The sequence below is a fragment of the Nocardiopsis sp. TRM 82005 genome (assembly GCF_056312425.1).
On record NZ_JBWDTQ010000028.1, the window covers coordinates 41,106 to 60,200 of the forward strand.

At 71.0% G+C, this 19,095-nt stretch carries 17 protein-coding genes; 12 read left to right on the top strand and 5 right to left on the bottom strand.

Annotation, left to right across the window (positions count from 1 at the left end; all coding sequences use genetic code 11):
• Window positions 1-72: 72 nt before the first annotated feature.
• Window positions 73-1,875 carry a hypothetical protein gene (locus AC0T5L_RS21805; protein WP_476167322.1) on the bottom strand — a complete coding sequence of 601 codons (1,803 nt, stop codon included), beginning with the start codon at window positions 1,873-1,875 and terminating at the stop codon, window positions 73-75.
• A gap of 189 nt (window positions 1,876-2,064) precedes the next feature.
• On the opposite strand from AC0T5L_RS21805, the gene AC0T5L_RS21810 reads away from it, so the two are divergent.
• Window positions 2,065-2,484: a hypothetical protein gene (locus AC0T5L_RS21810; protein ID WP_476167323.1), complete on the top strand. Its 420-nt coding sequence runs from the start codon at window positions 2,065-2,067 to the stop codon at window positions 2,482-2,484.
• Entirely contained in the window at window positions 2,481-2,801 is a 321-nt protein-coding gene (locus AC0T5L_RS21815; RefSeq protein ID WP_476167324.1) for a winged helix-turn-helix domain-containing protein, read from the top strand. The genes AC0T5L_RS21810 and AC0T5L_RS21815 overlap by 4 nt, the downstream gene beginning before the upstream one ends.
• Before the next feature lie 71 nt (window positions 2,802-2,872).
• Here the strand turns inward: AC0T5L_RS21815 and AC0T5L_RS21820 are convergent, their stop codons facing one another.
• A complete protein-coding gene (locus AC0T5L_RS21820) occupies window positions 2,873-3,805 on the bottom strand; it encodes an EamA family transporter (RefSeq protein ID WP_476167371.1) in 933 nt (310 codons plus the stop codon).
• 131 nt (window positions 3,806-3,936) lie between these two features.
• On the opposite strand from AC0T5L_RS21820, the gene AC0T5L_RS21825 reads away from it, so the two are divergent.
• Complete coding sequence (locus tag AC0T5L_RS21825; RefSeq protein ID WP_476167325.1) at window positions 3,937-4,863, top strand: LysR substrate-binding domain-containing protein; 927 nt, start codon at window positions 3,937-3,939, stop codon at window positions 4,861-4,863.
• A 90-nt stretch (window positions 4,864-4,953) separates the two neighbouring features.
• Here the strand turns inward: AC0T5L_RS21825 and AC0T5L_RS21830 are convergent, their stop codons facing one another.
• Complete coding sequence (locus AC0T5L_RS21830; protein ID WP_476167326.1) at window positions 4,954-5,883, bottom strand: LysR family transcriptional regulator; 930 nt, start codon at window positions 5,881-5,883, stop codon at window positions 4,954-4,956.
• Between the two features lie 317 nt (window positions 5,884-6,200).
• On the opposite strand from AC0T5L_RS21830, the gene AC0T5L_RS21835 reads away from it, so the two are divergent.
• The 3 genes from AC0T5L_RS21835 (at window position 6,201) to AC0T5L_RS21845 (ending at window position 10,375) form a co-directional block, all read left to right on the top strand.
• The gene (locus AC0T5L_RS21835) at window positions 6,201-6,743 is read left to right on the top strand and encodes an N-acetyltransferase family protein (protein ID WP_476167327.1); all 543 of its coding nucleotides are present in this window, start codon (window positions 6,201-6,203) and stop codon (window positions 6,741-6,743) included.
• A gap of 222 nt (window positions 6,744-6,965) precedes the next feature.
• Window positions 6,966-8,201 (top strand): hypothetical protein, encoded by a 1,236-nt coding sequence (locus AC0T5L_RS21840; protein WP_476167328.1) that lies wholly within the window; start codon window positions 6,966-6,968, stop codon window positions 8,199-8,201.
• A 104-nt stretch (window positions 8,202-8,305) separates the two neighbouring features.
• Window positions 8,306-10,375 carry an FUSC family protein gene (locus tag AC0T5L_RS21845; protein ID WP_476167372.1) on the top strand — a complete coding sequence of 690 codons (2,070 nt, stop codon included), beginning with the start codon at window positions 8,306-8,308 and terminating at the stop codon, window positions 10,373-10,375.
• Between the two features lie 71 nt (window positions 10,376-10,446).
• On the opposite strand, the gene AC0T5L_RS21850 is transcribed toward AC0T5L_RS21845, so the two are convergent.
• On the bottom strand, window positions 10,447-11,100 hold the full coding sequence (locus tag AC0T5L_RS21850) for a cyclase family protein (RefSeq protein ID WP_476167329.1): 654 nt from the start codon (window positions 11,098-11,100) through the stop codon (window positions 10,447-10,449).
• 257 nt (window positions 11,101-11,357) lie between these two features.
• Between AC0T5L_RS21850 and AC0T5L_RS21855 the strand changes: the two genes are divergently transcribed.
• The 6 genes from AC0T5L_RS21855 to AC0T5L_RS21880 all read left to right on the top strand — a co-directional run bounded on the left by AC0T5L_RS21855 (window position 11,358) and on the right by AC0T5L_RS21880 (window position 18,340).
• Window positions 11,358-12,041, top strand: a complete 684-nt coding sequence (locus tag AC0T5L_RS21855; RefSeq protein WP_476167330.1) for a lysophospholipid acyltransferase family protein — start codon at window positions 11,358-11,360, stop codon at window positions 12,039-12,041.
• A 383-nt stretch (window positions 12,042-12,424) separates the two neighbouring features.
• On the top strand, window positions 12,425-13,771 hold the full coding sequence (locus tag AC0T5L_RS21860) for an FAD-dependent oxidoreductase (protein WP_476167373.1): 1,347 nt from the start codon (window positions 12,425-12,427) through the stop codon (window positions 13,769-13,771).
• A 379-nt stretch (window positions 13,772-14,150) separates the two neighbouring features.
• Window positions 14,151-16,646 carry a penicillin-binding transpeptidase domain-containing protein gene (locus tag AC0T5L_RS21865; RefSeq protein ID WP_476167331.1) on the top strand — a complete coding sequence of 832 codons (2,496 nt, stop codon included), beginning with the start codon at window positions 14,151-14,153 and terminating at the stop codon, window positions 16,644-16,646.
• Window positions 16,647-17,006: 360 nt separating this feature from the next.
• Window positions 17,007-17,333, top strand: coding sequence for a hypothetical protein (locus AC0T5L_RS21870; RefSeq protein ID WP_476167332.1), 327 nt, complete (start codon window positions 17,007-17,009; stop codon window positions 17,331-17,333).
• A gap of 85 nt (window positions 17,334-17,418) precedes the next feature.
• Window positions 17,419-17,667, top strand: a complete 249-nt coding sequence (locus tag AC0T5L_RS21875; protein WP_476167333.1) for a hypothetical protein — start codon at window positions 17,419-17,421, stop codon at window positions 17,665-17,667.
• A gap of 94 nt (window positions 17,668-17,761) precedes the next feature.
• Window positions 17,762-18,340, top strand: a complete 579-nt coding sequence (locus AC0T5L_RS21880) for a CAP domain-containing protein (protein WP_476167334.1) — start codon at window positions 17,762-17,764, stop codon at window positions 18,338-18,340.
• A gap of 287 nt (window positions 18,341-18,627) precedes the next feature.
• On the opposite strand, the gene AC0T5L_RS21885 is transcribed toward AC0T5L_RS21880, so the two are convergent.
• On the bottom strand, window positions 18,628-18,984 hold the full coding sequence (locus AC0T5L_RS21885; RefSeq protein WP_476167335.1) for a DUF3040 domain-containing protein: 357 nt from the start codon (window positions 18,982-18,984) through the stop codon (window positions 18,628-18,630).
• Between the last annotated feature and the right edge of the window lie 111 nt (window positions 18,985-19,095).

Here is a 19,095-nt window from a genome sequence, read left to right on the forward strand (position 1 = left end):
GCCGGTCGCGGTGTCGCCGTCAGGTCCCGCGCGGGCGGCCGGTGCCCGCGCGGGACGACAGCACGGGGAAGGTCAGCGGCGCAGCAGTTCCCGGATGTTCACCACGAGCAGCACCACCACGATCACGGCGATGGGGACGGTGATGGCGATACGCCAGTTGATGACGAAGGCGAGCACGAGCCCCACGACGAGCCCGACCACCACGGCGATGACCGCCAGTCCGATGAGGTACTGGACGAACTTGCGGCGGGCGACGGAGTCGACGGCCGCGAAGGCCACGACGACGCCGAGCATCGCGTAGAGGGTGTACTGCGCGTCCAGCAGGAACAGCGGCAGGGCGAGCGAGACCAGCAGGAGAGGGGTGCTCAGGGCCACCCACAGGTGCAGGAAGCGGGTGGCGCGCTGTGTCCCGGAGGAGTAGGGCAGGTGCGGCGCCTTGAGGTGTCCGGTGGGTGAGGGCACCAGGGGCGTGTCGCTGTTCAGGGACCGCAGATGGGTGTCGCGCTCGTCGGCGATCAGCACCCGGGTCTCGTATATCTCGGCCAGCTCCATCTCCAGGGCGGCGATGCGCTCGGCGTACTCGCGGGCGCCCGGACGGGTGTGGGCCTCACGGCTCAGGACCATGCGGGCCGAGTCGAGCTGGCGCAGCTGGTCCCGGCGGTTGAGGACCTCCGCGTCCAGGGCGCGCAGGCGCCCTTCCAGGGCCCGTACGTGGGAGCGCAGCTCGGCGCGTGCGGCGGTCTCTGTGGGGGCGACCTTCTGTAGGCCCACCCAGGCCAGCGGATCGGCCCAGGAGCGGCGGATGGTGCCGTCGCGTTCGTAGCGGGGGCCGCTGGGCGCGCGCTCGCCTTCGAAGAAGTCGCCCGTGTCGCGTCCCCACAGACCGCGGAACCCCCTGAGCCAGGGGGTCTCGTCGTCGATGAGGACGGCGCACCACTCGCGGTCGCCGCCGGGGCCCAGGCGCATGCCGTCGCCGCGCGCGTAGTCGACGAAGGGGACGCCGATGCCGTGCCGGTTGAGCGCGCTGTCCGCGCGGAAGATCCTGTGGGTGATCCACCTCCAGGCGCGGATGGGCCCGTGCAGGAAGGAGGGGTCGACCTGGATGAGGTAGTCGCCGGGCAGCACCTGGTGGGAGTGGGAGCCCGCTCCGACGTAGACGAGGGGGTGGTCGCCCTCCCGGTGCAGGTCGGGGTCGTTCCAGCTGCGACGCAGGTCGTCGCCGTGGTACTCGTGCGAGGAGGCGCCCACCCAGACGGGTCGGGTGGTGCCGTCGGGGTTCTCCACGACGTAGACGGTGACGCGCTCCCAGTCGGCCTCGTGGTCGTTGACACCGCCGTAGATGGTCCGCCAGTCGTTCATCGCGTAGAAGAACCAGTACTGGAGGATGATGTAGCCGCCCTCGCGGGTGACCCGGCCGTAGTAGGTGGCCCTTCCGTCGTCGACGCGCTCCCGGTAGCGGGTCACCGCCGCGAAGGTGACACCGCCGGGCACCGCGCCACGGATGAGCAGGGAGATCTTCATCAGGATGTCCAGGACCCGGCCCAGGACGCCGACGGCCGCCAGGCGGCCGCTCTTGGGGATGACGGTGCGGGCCACGCCCTTGTAGCGGCGGGCCTCCTCCCGCAGGGTCTCCTCCTGGACGAAGCGCAGGTGCTTGTGGCGTCCGGGCCACTCCTCCTCGGCCTGGGAGAGGCGGTCCAGGGTGAGTTCCCCCGCTGGGACGAGGAGGCTCTCGCGTACGCCCGGCTCGTCCATCCACAAGCTGCAATTGCGTACGTAGGCGTCCACGTCGGTGGGGAAGAAGAGTTCTCCCTTGGTGCACATGAGCACGGGCTCGTAGGCACGCAGGAGTTCGAGATCAGATTTCACGGCCATGATCTGCACCAAGCTAGTGCATGCGGGACGTTCTCCGTACCAGTGATGAGAGGCGTACCCGGTGACGGATACCGCTTGTGGAACGGGGGATCGGGGACGCCTCCCACACGTTTCCCTCAAGCGGAAAGTACTTGCCAAGTTGGAAAGTGAGTGACATTCTGACAACAGGTTGAGCGAACGGAGAGCGTGATGCGAAGAGACGAGGCGCTGGACGCGCTGGAGCAGGCCGACACCGTGGGCGGGCGAACACATGACCGGGGCCGCTGGTACATGCTGTTCGCGGCCCTGTTCGCGGCGGCGGGCTTCGCCCTGACCGTGGCGATCGGCCTGTTCCCGTCCCAGGCCACGATGCTCGTGGCCACCGTCGGGTTCTTCGTGGTCGTGGCGGCCCTGCTGGTCTTCGCGTTCCGCCAGCCGGTGTCGCCGCGCCGGTTCGGGGTGCTGCACACGATGGCGATGATCGGCTGGGGGACGGTCTACGGCGTGACGGTCCTCGTCGGCACCCGGTTCTTCCCCGGGGTTCCGGTGTGGTGGGTCTCCGGGGCGGCCCTGACCGCCGTTCCCCCGCTGCTGGCGGGATGGCTGACGGTTCGCAGGAGCACCACATGAGCCATCCCCGCAGCAGGTTGGACGAGGTGATCCACTCCCCCGTCCGCTTCTCGGTCGTCGCGGCGCTGGCGTCCGTGGACCGCGCGGAGTTTCGTTTCGTGCGCGACACCGTGGAGATCACCGACTCCGCCCTGTCCAAGCAGGTCACGGTCCTGGGGAACGCCGGCTACGTGAAGGTGCACAAGGTGGCGGTGGGACGGCGCACCCGTACCTCCCTGTCACTGACCAAGGAGGGGCGTGCGGCCTTCGAGCAGCACGTCCGGGCCCTGCGCGAGATCGCCTCGGGCGAGGCGGCCCGGGCCCCCGGAACCGAGTGACACGTCCTCCGAGCCAGGCCAGGCGGCGGCGTCGAGCTCACTCCGGACCCGCCGCCTGACCACGTCGCAGGTCAGGCCGCCCGTCCCACCACGGCCCCGGCTGCCTCGGTCCCGGCCCGCGGCTCGGCACCGGAGGGTTCGGCGGCCCGGTCGCGAACGCGCGTGCGACCGGGTACGGCGGGCCGGTACACGCGGTCGCTCCGGGCCGCGCCCACACCCGCGACCACCACCAGAGCCATGCCCGCGACCTGCACGACGGCGGGCGCCTGACCGATCACCACCAGTCCCATCACCAGTGCGACCGCCGGTTCCAGGCTGGAGAAGGTGCTGTAGGCGGTGCGGCCCATCCGCTGTAGGGCCACCATCTCCAGCAGGAAGGGCACCATCGGAAAGAGCAGTGCGATGAGCAGGGTGAACAGGATCAGGTCCAGGTCGGGGGCCGCGACAATGGCGGGGGCGCCCAGAGGCGCGCTGACCAGGGCGCCGACGGTCATGGTCAGGGCCAGGCCGTGCACGGCGCTGAAACCGGCGCCCACCTTCTGTGTCAGCACGATGTAGCCCACCACGCAGACCGCTCCGGCGAGGGCGAAGGCGATCCCGACCAGGTCGAGTTCGCCCTGCCAGGGACGGGTCAGGCAGAGCACGCCCGCCACGGCGGCGAGGATCCACACGAGTTCACGGCGGCGGCGCATGGCGGCCACGGCCACGACGAGGGTGCCGAGGAACTCGATGGAGGTGGCGGTACCGAGTTCGATCCGCGCCGTCGCCTCGGAATAGAACAGCATCATCCCCGCGCTCGCTGTGCCCAGGATCACCACGGAGCCCAGTTCACGCCACGTCGCCGCGCGTACGGCCCACCACAGGGAGCGGCCGCCGAGAGCCAGCAGCAGGGCCGCGGCCCAGCTCAACCGGAGCCAGGTGACCGTGGCGGGGGAGGCCTGGGCGAAGGTGGTGACGGCCAGGGCACTGCCGGTGTGCAGGGTGAACATGCCGATGAGCAGCATGAGGGGCGCCGGCACTCGGATGCGGACACGGCGGGACGAGGAAGTGAGAAAGCGGATCACCCGACCATTGGACCCATCGGGTTCGTTTCTGTCCACGGACCACTGGTTGATGGACCATGTAGTTTTGGTGGATGGATTTCACCCGGCTGCGCCTGCTCGTCGAACTGGAGCGCCTGGGCACGATGGCGGCTGTGTCCGAGGTCACGGGCATGAGCACCTCGGCCGTCTCCAAACACTTCGTCGTACTGGAGCGGGAGGCCGGTGTCCCGCTGCTGGCGCCCGACGGCCGACGGGTGCGCCTCACCCCGGCAGGGCGGCGCCTGGCCGAGCACGCGGTGGACATCCTGGCCCGGGTGGAGGCCGCGCAGGCGGAGTTCGACGGCGAGGGCGAGCCGGTCGGCCGCGTCGACCTGGTGATGTACACCACGGCGGCGCCCCTGGTGCTGCCCGCGCTGCGCCTCCTGCGGCGCGACCATCCGGGGATCGAGATCCACCTGACCGAGTACGAGTCCGAGCAGGCGCTGGACCTCCTCCAGGACGGAGAGGCGGATCTCGGGGTGGTGTACCAGTACAGCCTCCTTCCCCGGGTTTTCCCGGGGGCACTGACGGTGCGCCCGATCGGCAGCGAGGACCTGCTGCTCGCCCAGCCCTCCAAGGGAGCCGACAGCCGTACCCTGACCCGGCGCCGACTGCGTGAGCTGTCCGACGCCGCCTGGATAGCCAGCCCCTACCGAGTCGACGAGGAGGCGCTCGTACAGCGCATGTGCGCCGACGCCGGGTTCACTCCGCGGATCGTGCACCGCATCGACAACCTGGAACTGTTCGAGGAACTGGCCGGCAACGGTGTGGGCGTGGGGGTGGTGCCCCGGCTGTCGGCGGTGACCCGGCGCGGGGTCGCGCACTCGCCTCTGGGCGAGCTCGGCGGGGTTCGGCGGGTGTACCTGGCGGGCCGCACCGGCGGCTGGGCGTGGAAGCCGATCCGAGTGGTGGCCCGGTACCTACAGCGGTCCGCCGAAAGCGTGCTGGACGACGTGCCGCCGCTGCCCGGGCCCCCGTAGGTTCCGGTGGCTCCAGCCGGGACGGGCGCGCGACCGTCGGGAGGGGCGGGTCCGAGGGCGGTACCGCCGGCACCGACCGGCGGTCCGGTACTAACCAGCGATGGCGAAGGGGCCCACGGACGGGACCGGGACCTTGCTCGCGGCCTCGCGTACGGCGGTGAGCAGGGGCTCGGGCGTGGCACCGGCGCGTGAGAGGGCGACGATGTGCCGCCGGGCGCTCTCGCGCACCCCGCGCACCACGATCTGCGTCGTGTTCAGGCCGGTCCAGGCCAGGCGCGGCATCAGGGCGACTCCCAAGCCCGCCTGCACCAGGGCGAACACGGCGCTGAAGTCGTCGACGGTGTGCGCCACGCGCGGCTGGAAGCCCGCCTGGTGGGCGGCGCCGGACACGCACTCGTGCCAGGCGGTGCCTGGCGCGGACAGGATCCAGTCCTGGTCGGCGAGGTCCTCGGCCAGGTGGAGGCTGGTGCGGGTGGCCAGCGGGTGCTGGTAGGGCAGGATCGCGTCGAACATCTCGACCATCACCGGGTCGGTGCGAAAGTCGGGGTCGCCGGTGGCGGGCAGGTGCCCGGTGGACATGGTCAGGGCCACGTCCAGGCGGCCCGAGCGCACGAGCTCGGCGCTCTGTTCCGGTTCGGCCTGGACCACCTCGAAGGACCAGCCGGGGTGGCTGGCGCGCAGACGTGCCAGGGCCGGGGCGATGAGGTCGCTGATACCGGTGGAGAAGGAGCCGACGCGGATGACGCCGCGGTCGCCCTCGGCGTACTCGGCGAGGTCGGCCGTGGCCCGCTCCATCTCGGCGAAGATGATGTGCGCGCGTTTGAGCAGGACCCGCGCGGCGCCGGTGAGCAGGAAGCGGCGGCCGTTGCGTTCGACGAGCGGGACCCCGGCCTCCCTGGCCAGAGCGGAGAGCTGTTGGGAGACCGCCGACGGGGTGACGTTGAGCGCCTCCGCGGTCGCGGCCACAGTGTGGTGGTGGTCGAGTGCCTGGAGGAGCTGCAACCGCCGAACATCGATCATGCCCTTCAACATATGGCAGATACGAAGGGATTTCCGGGCTGTTTCGCTCGTGTTGCACTGTTTTGAGGCGTGATTCCGTACACACTGTTCGTCATCCGCACATCCCCTCGACCGCCCGGCACATTGGGAAGAAAAATATGCTTTCTTTCCCATCGGGCATCTCGCGCACCTCTTTCCCTGTGTCGCACGCGTCCAGGTTGGTACCGACACGTACAGTCGGTTCCACAGCTCGACCACGGGCCCCTCCGGCAGGACTCCGGAGGGGGCCAGCACCCAATGCTGGTGAAACGGGGGAGAAAAACATGCAAAATTCGCTGATGACCAAACCTCAACCGTCCGACGTTGGCGTCCTCCGCTTCCGCTACCTGGGCGCACACGAGGTGGAGGAACTCGCGGATCTGTGGGGCGCCCTCCACCAGCAGCACACGGTGACCGCTCCGCATCTCGCGGACATCATCAGCGCCGTGAGCCTGGAGGAGTCCTGGAGGCGCCGCCGCGCCCAGTACATCTCCTGGCTCTCCGACCCCGACACCATGGCGATCCTCGCCGAGAGCCGCGGCGACCTGGCCGGGTACGCGATGGTCACCGTCCGGGAGAACACCCAGGGCAGCTGGGACCGGGGCGAGCGTGTCGCGGTCGTGCAGACCTTCGCCGTCGACCCCGAGTACACCGGTACGGGCGTGGGCTCCAAGCTGCTGGACGAGGTGCGCCGCCAGCTCGCCGCCATGGGCGTGCGCGAGATCGAGTTCTCCGCGCTGGCCACGGCCTCCGAGGACATCCGCTTCCTGGAGCAGGAGGGCTTCCAGCCCTTCGTGACCACCATGGTCTGTCGTGTGGACGGCTTCGGCGCCCACGACTAGGGAGTTCTTGGAGTTCCGCTCCGCTTCGCCCCGTGTGTGGTGAGCACTTGCTCGGGCCCGCCCCCGTACCTTCCTGTCCGGTACGGGGGCGCTGCGCGTACGTGGCCCGCCACTGATGACCGCGTCTCACGGCGCCTCGCGGCTTTTCCCTCCCCTGCTCCCCCGGTCGGAGGACGACACACCCGCCACACCGAAGGCGGGCAAACCGCTACGCTCGCTTCCGTGGCCTCCTCCGACTCCAACACCTGCAACTTCCCCGGCTGCGACCGTCCGGTGCCCCGCGCGTCCTCTCCCGGTCGCCCGCCCCAGTACTGCGACCTGCCCGAACACACCCGGTGGCGGGCCTGGAAGGAACGCCAGCGACAAGCCCAGGAGGCCGAACGCCAGGAGGAGCAGACCCGGGCCGCGCAGGAACCCGCGACCGCGCTCTCCCCCGCTCCCGGTGCGGAACCGGTCACCGAGGCACGGCTGCGCGCCGATGACCTGCTCACCCGTTTCGCTGTCCAGAGCGAGCAGCTCACCGCCACCCTGCGGGCCGCCACCGAGGCGTTCGCCACCATGACCGACCCGGCCTCGGCCGAGGCACAGGTGGAGGCGGCCCGCCTGACCGGTGCCCGGCACGCCGCCGAGGCCGACAGCGCCCGGCTGGAGGCGGAGAACCGCCGCCGCGAGGCCGAGCGCGCCCAGCGCGTGGCCGCGGACGCCGCCGCCTCGGCCACGGCCGCCACCCAGGAGGCCGAGCGCATGGCAGAGGAGGCCCTGGCCGTCAGGGACGCGGCCCAAGCCGAGCGCGACCGCCAGCGGACCCTGGCCCAGGAGGCGCGGGCCGAGCGCGACGCCGCCGTCAGCGAGGCCAACGCCGGTCTGGCCACCGCCGAGCGCAGGATCACCGAGCAGGCCGCCCGGGCTCGCGAGGAGCTGGAGCACGAGCGCGCAGACGCCGCCCGGCGTCTGCGACATGCCCGGGCCGAGGCCGAGGGCCTGCGCGCCGAGACGGCCGAGCACGCCCGCCAGCGCGACGAAGCCGTCCTGGCCGCCGAGAGTGCCCGTGCCCGAGCCGAGCGCGCCGAGGAGCAGGCCCGCCAGTCCACCCGGGTTCTGACCACCGAGCGCGAGCGCCTGGACAACGAGCTGGAGCGGGTCCGCGAGCGCCTGGAGTCGGACCGGGCCGCTGCCGCCGCGGAGCGCGAACGCCTCACCGCCGAAATCGAACGGCTGAGCACCGACCGCGAGCGCCTGACCGGGGAACTCGACACCCAGCGCCGGAACGCCGAGACCACCCTGGCCGAGTCCCGTGAGGCCGCCGCCGCCCGCCTGGCCCTGGCCGAGGAGGCTCGGGACCGGGCCTTGGAACGGGCCGAGCGAGCCGAACAGAGCGCGGAGGAAGCGAAGGCCCGAGCCGAACGTGAGGAGAACGCCAACGACGGGATACGCGGCAGCACCGCCGCGGAGGCATGACACGCCCCTCTGACCCGAGTCCAGCAAGTCACCTAAGCACCGGTTCGTCCCGGTCTAGGATGGAAACCGTGCGAGATCTGGGAACCACTGGAGACACCGGGCCGATGAACCTGGGTGGTTCCCCGGGCGAAAGACCCGAACGCGTCGAGGTGGGAAAACGCCCCCGTCCCAAAGTCAGCCTCAAGGCGCTGTTCGGCCTACAGTCCGGAGCCTGGGCGTGGACCACCGCGGCGCAGGCCGCCGTGTCCATGTCGCTCTCCTTCGCCCTGGTGGCGTGGCTGTTCGGCCCCGAGGTCGGAACGCTGGCCGCTCTGGGCTCCATGACGGTCCTGTACGAGAAGAAGACGCCCTACGCCTACCGTTCGGCCGCCCTGGCCCTGGTCGGCCTGGGCTTCGTGGCCAGCGTCGCCCTGGGCTCCCTGGCCTCGGCCCTGGCTTCCTGGGTCCCCGTGTTCTCCATCGGGCTGACCGCAGGGATCGCCACCTGGGTGTGCGCCGCCTGGCGGGTGGACAGACCCGGACCACTGTTCTTCGTGCTGGTCGGCGCGATCTCCACCATCGCCCCCGGCGGCCTGGCCGACGTCCCCCTCCACGCCGGGGTGGCCGCCGTCGGCGCGGCCATCGGCTGGTCGGTGTCGATGTCGGGTGCCCCCGTGCGCGCCCGGCACCCCGAGTACCGCGCCGTGGCCGGGGCCTACCGCCAGCTGGCGTCCCTGCTGCGGGCCGTGGGCACCCCCGACCTGGACCATGCCCAGCACGAGGCCTCGGTGGCGGTGGCCGATGCCTGGCGGATCGTGCTCCTGGCCCAGACCCGCGGATACCGCACCACCCCCGAGGCCGCACGGTTGCGCTCCCTGCTGCGCCGGGTCTCCGACGTGCACCTGTCCACCACCCAGGTGTGCATGGCCCGCCCCACGCCACTGCCGGAGAAGGCGGCCGACTTCGCCGAGCGCATGGCGCTGGGCGTGGCCCATCCGGACCAGTCCCCCCGGTCCGAGGAGTTGGACGAGCTACGCCGGGGCATGCGCCCGCGATCCCTTGAGGCACGGCTCTACGGTCAGCTGGCCCGGGCTGCGCAGGCCGTCCGCCGCACCTCGCACGAGGAGGACGAGCAGTCGGGCACCCTGCACGACGAACGCTATCCGGCGCTGTGGGACGCGTTGCGCTCCAGCCTGGGCCCGGATTCGCTCGTGCGCCCCACCGCACTGCGCATGTGGATCACCGTGACCGCGGCTGGCGCGTTCGGCCTGTGGATAGGCCTGGACCACTACTACTGGGTGGGCCTGACCACGAGCGCCGTCCTACAGGGGGGCAACGTGGTGCTGACCATGAACCGCTCCCTCCAGCGCTCCCTGGGCACCCTTATCGGAGTGTTCGTCGGGGCCGCGCTGATCGCGACGCATCCGCCGCTGCCCCTGGTCATCGTGTTCGCGGCGGCCTTCCAGGGCCTCACCCAGCTGGTGGTGGGCCGCAACTACCTCTACGGCTCGGTGTCGATGACGCCGATGGCGCTGCTGCTGGCCAGCACCGCCGCGTCCGACCCCGTCACCGACCTGGCCAGCTCCCGGATCATCGACACCGTGGTGGGCTCGGCGTTCGGCCTGCTGGGTGCGCTGCTGCTGTGGCGCAGGACCTCGGCGACCCGCCTGCCCCAGGCCATCGTGAGCGTGCTGGAGACCGCGCGCGAGTGCATCGTGTCAGTCCTGGACCAGGACGTGGAGATCGGCCCGGAGCGCCGCTACCGGATGCGCCGGGACATGCGTGCGGCTCTGGTGAACCTGCGCGGGGTCTACGACAGCGCGATCGGGGACGCGCCGCGCGCGTCCTCCACACTGCCGCTGTGGCCGGTGGTGGTGGCCACCCAGCGCACCGGCTACCTGGCGCTGGCGGCGCTGACACGGGGCAGGACCGAACCGGTGGGCATCATCACTCTGCAACGGGTGGATCTGGCTTTCCGTGAACTGATCTCCTCGATGAGGGAGAGGCGTACCCCGCGCATGGGCGCCATGCCCCGCCTGGCCGCCTACCCGCGGATCAACATGGAGCTGCGGGCGCTGTCCAGCGCGATGACCAGCGCGGTCGCCCAGGACGAGCGCGCGGCCCGCCAGGAGGCCGAGCGCCGGGCCCAGCGCGAGCAGCGCCGGGCCCAGAAGGACGTGGACGCCGACCTCTGACCGTCGTGCCCTCAGGCCGTGTCAGGCGGGCGCGTGGCCCGAACGACCGGTTCCCCGGGCCCCGGTCGCGCTCACTCGGTGAGGGCGAAGGCGCGCACGGGAAAAGCGGCCATCCCGCGGACCTTGGCCGGTACCGCGAAGAAGGTGAAGCCGTCCTCGGGCAGCTGGTCGAGCAGGCACAGGTGCGAGACGACGGGAATCCCGGCGGCGAGCAGGACGGCCAGCGCGGGACGGGCACCCTCCGCGGCGGGCGAGGTGTCGTCCACACCGACCGAGTCGATACCCACCAGGGTGGCGCCGCCGTCGACGAGCGCCTTGGCGGCCGTCTCGGTCAGATACGGGTGCTCGGGACGGCCATAGGCCTCGGTTCGCCAGTACCGGTCCCAGCCGGTGTGCACCAGCACGGCACGTCCGTGCACGTCGAGGCCCGAGAAGGCCTCCGGCCCGATCGAGGTGGAGGAGGTCGCGGTGACGACCGCCCCTGGCAGGTCGGCCACCCGGGCCAGGTCCAGGTCGGCGAGGTCGGCGCCGTCCCGGTAGCGGTGGGCCGGCATCTCCACGTAGGTTCCGGTGGCGCCGACCATCGTCACGCGTCCGGTGCTGCCTCCGTGGCCGGGAACGGTGCCCGGCCCCGATGCGCTTTCCTCGACGGCCGGTTCCGGCAGACCCGGAGAGGTGGTCATCCCGTCGGTGATCTGATGGCTGACGTCGACCAGTTTCGGCATGGTTGTTCTTCCTCGCTTCACGAGCGCGTCCGGGAACGACCCCTGACCTGCGCCAGAGGTCTAGACCATAAGCCTAGCGCGTGTGACCCACACCACGGCAGTGTTCTCCGGGGCCGACTCGGACCGATCGCCCGCCGCCCCGCGGCCACTCCCCTCACCGCCTGGTCCCGATAAACTCGGGGTGCACGGATCATGGACCCCCTCTCCAGCGTCCATACCCCCGCACGGACCCGCCATCCACCGAGAAGAGCCGACCAGTGTCAATGTACGGAGCAGCCAAGACCGTCATCGCGCCCGCCGCCCGCGTGATGTGGCCCCAGCGCGTGGAGGGCGTGCACTACGTCCCGCGGCGCGGCCCGGTGATCCTGGCCGCCAACCACCTGGCGCTGATCGATCCGCTCTTCGTCGGCGTGGCCTGCCCCCGGCCGGTGCGCTTCATCGCCAAGCAGGAGCTCTTCGACGAGGGGACCCTGCCCCGGCGCGCCTTCGCTCGCGCCCTACGGGCCATCGGCCAGCTGTCGGTGGACCGGAAACCGGGCCAGAGCGCCCAGGAGGCCATGGACAACAGCCTGCGGGTACTGGAGAGCGGTGAGGTCTTCGGGATCTTCCCCGAGGGCACGCGCTCGCCCGACGGCCGCCTCCACAAGGGCCAGACCGGACTGGCCTGGCTGGCGCTGACCACAGGTGCCCCGGTGGTGCCGGTGGCGCTGGCCGGGACCGAGCGCATCCTGCCCCCCGGCGGGAAGGTGCCTTCCCTCAACCGCGTGGGCGTGCGCTTCGGAGAGCCTGTGGACCTGTCGCCGTGGCGGGGCCAGGCACACAGGGCGCGCCCGCGCCGCGCGGCCACCGACGCCATCATGGACGCCATCGCCAAGCTGTCCGGCCAGGAGCAGGTGCCCCGGTTCGCCGCCTCGGTCAAGGCCGAGCTCGACCAGGGGTGACCTCCCGGCCCCGGAGCGTCGAGGACCGCGTGCGTCCGCCGGTTGCACCCGTCGGGCGCGGAGGCCCGGACATTCCCACCACCGGGCCGTGACTTTCCCCACAGCCCCTGCGGAACTCATGCGCCCGCAACGCGGCGTTGACCCCTGACTGAGAGCCTCTGCGGGCCGCCCGCGGAGGGCTTTGGACCTGCCCCTGCCTGGGATGGTCGTTGTCGAGGGGTTCCGGGGCACCGTGACGGTCCCGGCACCGGGGACGCAATTCTCTACCTCTATAGTAGGTTTTGCCGGTGCCAATACCGGATACATTAGGCAAGCCTTACCTTTTGATGGCGTCCGACTCTGGCGCGAAGACTTGGAGCTGTGCGATGACGCGACCACTGCGAGTGGGAATCGTGGGTGCGGGTCCCGCGGGGATTTACGCCGCGGACCTGCTCACCAAGGACGAGACCCTGTCCGCGTGCGGCACGTCCGTCAGCATCGACATCCTCGACAAGCTGCCCTCCCCCTACGGGCTGGTCCGCTACGGCGTTGCCCCGGACCACCCCCGGATCAAGCAGATCCAGGGTGCCCTGCACAAGATCCTGGACAAGCCGGAGATCACCTTCTACGGCAACGTCGAGTACGGCGTGGACCTCAAGCTGGAGGACCTGCGCCACCACTACGACGCGGTCGTCTTCGCCACCGGAAGCGACCGTGACCGGCCGCTGGACATCCCGGGTATCGACCTGCCCGGCAACCACGGCGCCGCCGACTTCGTCTTCTGGTACGACTCCCACCCCGACGTCTCGCCGTCCCGGCACGTCGAGGGCACCAGCGTCGCCGTGATCGGCGCGGGCAACGTCGCCGTCGACGTGGCCCGCATCCTCTCCAAGAGCGCGGAGGACCTGCTGGGGACCGACATCACCGACAACGTGTACGAGGGCCTGCGCGCCAAGCAGATCACCGACGTGCACGTCTTCGCGCGCCGTGGCATCGCCCAGTGCAAGGCCACCCCGATGGAACTGCGCGAGCTGGACAAGCAGCCCGGTGTCGAGGTCGTCGTCTACCCCGAGGACTTCGACATGGACGAGGGCAGCTTGCAGGCCTGCGAGGAGTCCAACCAGGTCAAGACCAACGTCAAGGTCCTACAGAACTGGGCGATCCGCGACGAGCGCGGTGCCGAGCGCCGCCTGCACCTGCACTTCCTGCACAGCCCCGTGGCCGTACTCGGCGAGGACCGGGTCACCGGCTTTCGGACCGAGCGCATGGAGCTGGCCGGCGACGGCAACGTCAGGGGAACCGGCGAATACGTCGACCACGAGGTACAGGCCGTCTACCGGGCCATCGGCTACCTGGGCTCGCCCTTGGCCGACCTGCCCTTCAACGAGGAGCGCGGCGTCGTCCCCAACGCCGAGGGCCGGGTCCTGGACCTGGACGAGAACCCGATCGACGGCGTGTACGCCACCGGGTGGATCAAACGCGGTCCCGTGGGCCTCATCGGCCACACCAAGGGCGACGCCCTGGAGACCGTCACCAACCTGGTGGCCGACCGCGAGTCCCTCACCCCTGCCGCCGAACCCGACCCGATCGCCTTCCGTGCCCTGTTGGAGGAGCGCGGAGTGCGCTACACCACCTGGGAGGGCTGGCAGCGGATCGAGGCCCGGGAGGAGGAGCTGGGCGCCGAGCGCGGGCGCAAGCGCCTGAAGCTACTCTCCCGTGAGGAGCAGACCAGCGTCGCACGCCAGGAGTAGCCTCCGGTGTGCGTGCTTCCCGGCCGGTCCCGCACCCCTCCGCGGGACCGGCCACCCATTCCCCGTTCCGCTCGATTCCCACCGTGATATTGCGCATGCGCCCTATCTCCGGGTGGCGGAACAACGACTCAGGCCGATGGGTTAGAGTCACTGTTGGTCGGTGTGGTAGCAAGTGTCCCCCGGGCCTCAACTATTGCCTTCGCGGAATACCGCGTCCGGCCCCGCCCCCGGGTGGGTGACCGTACGGTCAGGAGCCCCGTTGTGCCCCGCGCCGAGAGGCGACCGCCACGCCGGCCCTCATCCTCGATGCCCTGTTCCCGCCGAGGTGGGAGCAGGGCATCGTGGTATCTCCAGCAAACGCAGTGAAGGACGGTCAGGCGTGGACGAACGGTCCCCCCGGCAGCCGGATTCCTCCGGGCCGCCCGAAGAGTCGGAGGAGATCCCGGCGCGCGCTGTGCGCCCCGACAATCCCTACCGCATCCCCCAGCGGTCACAGGAGAAACCTCCCACGGACACCGCACGCCTCGGCGGCTATGAGCGGACGGGTCCGACGGATCCGGCGGCCCCGTCCTCTCCTGCGGCCAGCGGCTCCCACGGGCGGCCCGCCGAGCCGTGGGACGACCCGTACCGCGCCACCGGCGCCCGTGGCTGGGACGCCCCCGGTGACGAGCTTCCCGGCAGCGCCTGGAACGGCCCGGAAGGCGCCGACGCCTCCGGCCGCTCCTGGGACGGGCCCCTGGGCGAGGAGCCCTTCGCCCAGGCATGGAGTGCTCCCCGCCACGAGGAGGACCCGGGTGAGTCCTGGAACGCCCCCTACCCCTCCGTGCAGGGCCCCTCCGGCGGCTGGGACGACCCTGCGCATGACGCGCCCGCCGATTCCTGGTCCGTGCACGATTCCTGGCAGGCCCCCCGCCGGGAGGGCCCCGGCCGGCAGGAGTGGGGCCCCTCCCCCGCTGGACACGAAGCGCCGGCCGACCGTGACGGACCCTGGGACGACGACCCCTACCGGGGCGGGCCCGTCTACCACGGCGACACCCCCTATCCGGGGAGCGCACCCCGCTCGGGCGAGGTTCCCGAGGAATTCGCGGCGTCCGGGCCACGGTCCGGACAGAGCCAGGGCTTCGACTACCTCTACAGCGGCGGCTCGGCCCCCGGCGGTCCGGACGGTCCCGACTACCCCGAAGACGAGGGCTACGACCCCCCGCCGCCGCGCAGACTGCGGCGCGGCCTGGTCATCGGTGTCGTCTCCGCCGTGGTGGCCCTGGTCCTCGTCGGCGGCGCCGCGTCCTGGTACGTCCTGACACTGCCCCAGCCCGAGGAGGCCACCACCGAGTACGAGGCCGCTTGGGAATCGCAGGACTACGAGCGGCTGGCCTCCGTCACCACCGGCGGCGACGCCGCCGCGGTACTCAGCGGGATCGACTCCGGCCTGGGGACGGAGGCCGTCGACGTCGAGGTCGGTACACCAAGCACCGACGGCGGCAGCGGCAGCGCCTCCTACGAGGTCACCGTGGAGCTGGCCAACGCAGGCGACTGGGGCTGGGAGGGCGAGCTCCCGCTGGTCCGCGAGGACGGGCAGTGGTGGGTGGACTTCTCCCCCGAGGCCGCCTATCCCGGCCTGGGCGAGGGCCAGGTCCTGGCCCGCACCGCCGTGTGGGGCGAGCGCGGTCAGATCCTCGCCGCCGACGGCACCCGGCTGGACACCCCCGACGTCTCCGGTTCGCTACAGATGATCGTGGGTTCCCTGGGCGAGGCCACCGACGAGGACGTCGAACGCCTCGGCCCGGCCTACGACGTCGGCGACACCGTCGGCGTCGGCGGTCTACAGCGCACCTACGAGGAGCGGCTGGCCGGTGAGGCCGCCACGACCATCCTGATGGTCGACGCGGCCGAGGCCGAGGACAAGGCCTCCCTGGAGGCCACCGAGGAGAACACGGTGGCCACCCTGGACGGCTCCGACGGCGAGGACATCGCCACCAGTATCGACATGTCCGTCCAGAACGCGGCGTCCAACGCCATCATCGGCTCCGCCGAACCCGCGGGAATGGTGGCCATGCGTCCCTCCACCGGTGAGGTCCTGGCCGCGGTGAACGTGCCCGGCGGGTTCAACCGTGCCTTCGAGGGCCAGTACCCGCCCGGCTCCTCGCTCAAGATCGTCACCTACAGCTCCCTGCTGGACAACGGGATGTCCGTGGACACCCCCATGGACTGCCCCAAGGAGTACGATCTGGGCGGATGGCCGTTCCGCAACGCGGGTGGCGCCGAGTACGGTGCCCAGTCGGTGACCGAGGCCTTCGCGACCTCCTGCAACACCTCCCTGGTGGCACAGGTCGGCGAACGGCTCAACTCGGACACCCTCCAGGCCAGCGCCGAGCAGTTCGGCATGAACGCGCCGCTGGACATCGGTGTGCCCACGTTCGAGCCGACGTTCCCGCCGGTGGACAGCAGCACCATGCTGGGTGCGCAGAGCATCGGCCAGGGACAGGTCCTCACCTCACCGCTGCACATGGCCACGGTGCCCGCCGCGGTCGCTGACGGCTCCTGGCGCCACCCGGTGCTGGTGACCGAGCCCGCGCAGGAGGAGCTGCCAGAGCCCCGGCCGATCGCCCAGGCCGAGGCGTTGCGGACGATGATGCGCTCGGTCGTCACCGACGGCACCGCCAAGAACGTGCCCTTCCAGGGCGAGGTGTACGGCAAGACGGGCACGGCCGAGTACGGCACCGCCGATGACGCGGACGAGAACGATGAGCTGCCCAGCCACGCGTGGATGGTCGGCTACCAGGGCGACGTGGCCTTCGCCGTGGTGGTCGAGGGCGGTGGCGGCGGTAGCTCCGTGGCCGGGCCGCTGGCCGCCAAGTTCGCCAACGCCCTCTGAGTCGGCCCCGAAACGGCGCGCACCAGCTCCTCTGGTGCGCGCCGTTTTCTTTGGTACCGCGGGCGTGGTGGCCGCTTCCGGCCTGGAGCGGCCCGCGGAAAGGCGTTCGGCCCGAGCCCGGCGAATAGAGCGGCCCAGACCCCGCGCCGATCTGGAGCACACGCTCTCCCAGGTAGGGAAAATCAGTCCCAAAACGACCAATTATTACTTTAAGCTATTTAGCAACTACCAAGAGTTAATACGGTCGTACTCGGGGCAGAAGTACGGATGGCGCCAGAGAACGGTTCCCTCCAGGGTCGAGATGGGGGAACCGGCGTCTTTGGGCCGGCAGATCGCCGGTCCTCCTCGAAAGGACACAGAATGAACCGCAAGACCTTCGCCCGGCTCGCCTTCACCGCTGTCGCCGCCCCGGCCCTCGCCTTCGGCGCCCCGGCCGCAGCCATGGCTGACAGCTTCTTCTCGGGTGAGTCCACCTCCGCCGGCCCCAAGGGTGCCGCGAGCCACAGTGTGACGGCGATCGCCTTCGACGGCAACGGCTACGGCCACCACGACAAGGACCGCGACGGCAAGGACCGCGACGGGGGCCACCACGGGGGCCACCACGGCGGTTCCTTCTACGAGAAGAGCTCCACCTGGGCGGGCCACGACGGTGCCGGCTCCCACAGCATCTCCAGCGGTGCCTTCTAGGCATCCGGTTCTGTCGGGCGCGGCGGCCTACGGGGTGCCGCGCCCGGCGGGCGCGGCCCGACCGATCCGAGGAGGGGAAGGACCGATGGCCCTACTACGACGAACGCTGTCCCTGACCATCGTGGCATTCGGCCTGACGCTGGGCGCGTCCTCGGTCGCAATGGCTGACACGAGCTTCCACGAAAGCTTCGGTACCGCCGATGCCGAGGGTGCCGCCATGACCGTGGTCCACAGCCACACGGACGACGACGGAAAGGTCATCTACGAATACGTGACCTACACCGCCTCCATGGACGGTGCCACGGTGGACAGCACCACCAGCGCCGCGAAGTGAGTTCCCGCGAGGGCGGACGACCTCGGTTGTCCGCCCCTGGTGTGCGCGGAGGCGCCGCGGCATGCGGGCCCCGCGCACGGAAGGTGAAGAGGACATGCGAAACCGGTTGGTGCGAGGACCCGTCCTCGCGGGAGTGGCGATGGCCCTGTACTGCGCCTGTGTGACTGGGGCGGCCGACCCCGACGTGTTCGGAGGCGGGGCCTCGCCACCGTCCGGCCCGGGGGCCGGGACCGGCGGTGGCTGGCCGCCCCCGTGGGCAGAGGGTTCGGTGGACCAGGCCGACCCCTGGCCCGAGGCCGAGGCCGAGGTCCTGCGGCTGGTGAACGAGGAGAGGTCCCGAGCAGGGTGCGCCGCGCTCAGCGCCAACGAGGTGCTCGCCGAGGCGGCCCGCGAGCACAGCCAGGCCACGGCTCGGGAGGGAGCGCTCACCGAGACCGCGTTCTTCCGGAGCACCTCTGCCAGCGACCGTGCCCGGGACCGGGGATACTCCCGCCCGGCGGGTGAGGTCGTGGCCAGCGGCTTCGAGACACCGGAGGAGGCCGTGCGGGTCTGGACACGCCGGACGGGGCACGGCGGGGCGCTCCTGAACTGCTCGGTCGAGGAGAGCGGTGTGGGCGTGGTGCGCGACGGGGGCGACACCTACTGGACCCAGATCCTGGGCTATGGTTCCTGACGCCGCTCACCGCCGGGGAGCGTGTTCGACGCCTGAGGGGCATCACGTGTCCGGGCCCGCGGACGGCGCGACGCACGGGCCTTCCCAGCCCTCTGCCCCCGTACGCCCGGAAGGACCCCGAGTGGCCTGTCGCTGACCCGCCCGGGAGGCGGAGAACGACGACGGCGGCGCGTACCCGAACAGGTACGCGTCGCCTCAACGCGTGTCAGGGTCTCTGGGCCCGTCCAGGAGAGCGCCCTTGACGACCGGTACCCGCGAGCCGGTCACCCGGCGCCGCCTGACGGCGGTCAGGACGTTCCCGCCGGGTCGGCTTCGTTGGGCCCGGTGTCCGCGGGGTCGGCACCCGCGGGTCCCCCCTCGGGCACCGGTTCGCCGGTGGTCTCCGACGTGCCGGTGGACGCTGGTGTGGACGGTTGCGGCGCGCTCGGAGTGAGCACGAACAGCAGCACCAGCAGAGCGGCCGTGACCGCGGCGATCAGTCCGCACGCCACCCACGGCTTCCAACTGGCCAGACTGGAGTCCGCTGGAGCGTCGAGGCCCTCCGTTTCGAAAGACTCCATGCGTTCGGCAAGGTCCGGTTCCTCCTCGTTGAGCTGCCGCTCGATCTCCTCGAGGATCCTTCTCTCGTGCTCTCTCAGGGACATGGCACCCTCCTCAGCCGCTGGGGGAAGGACTGTCGTCGCCAGGTGTTCTACAGTCTCCCCCACGTCAGTGGGAGATATCCAGATGTGTACAGGTTTTCCCGTACTGGTTTC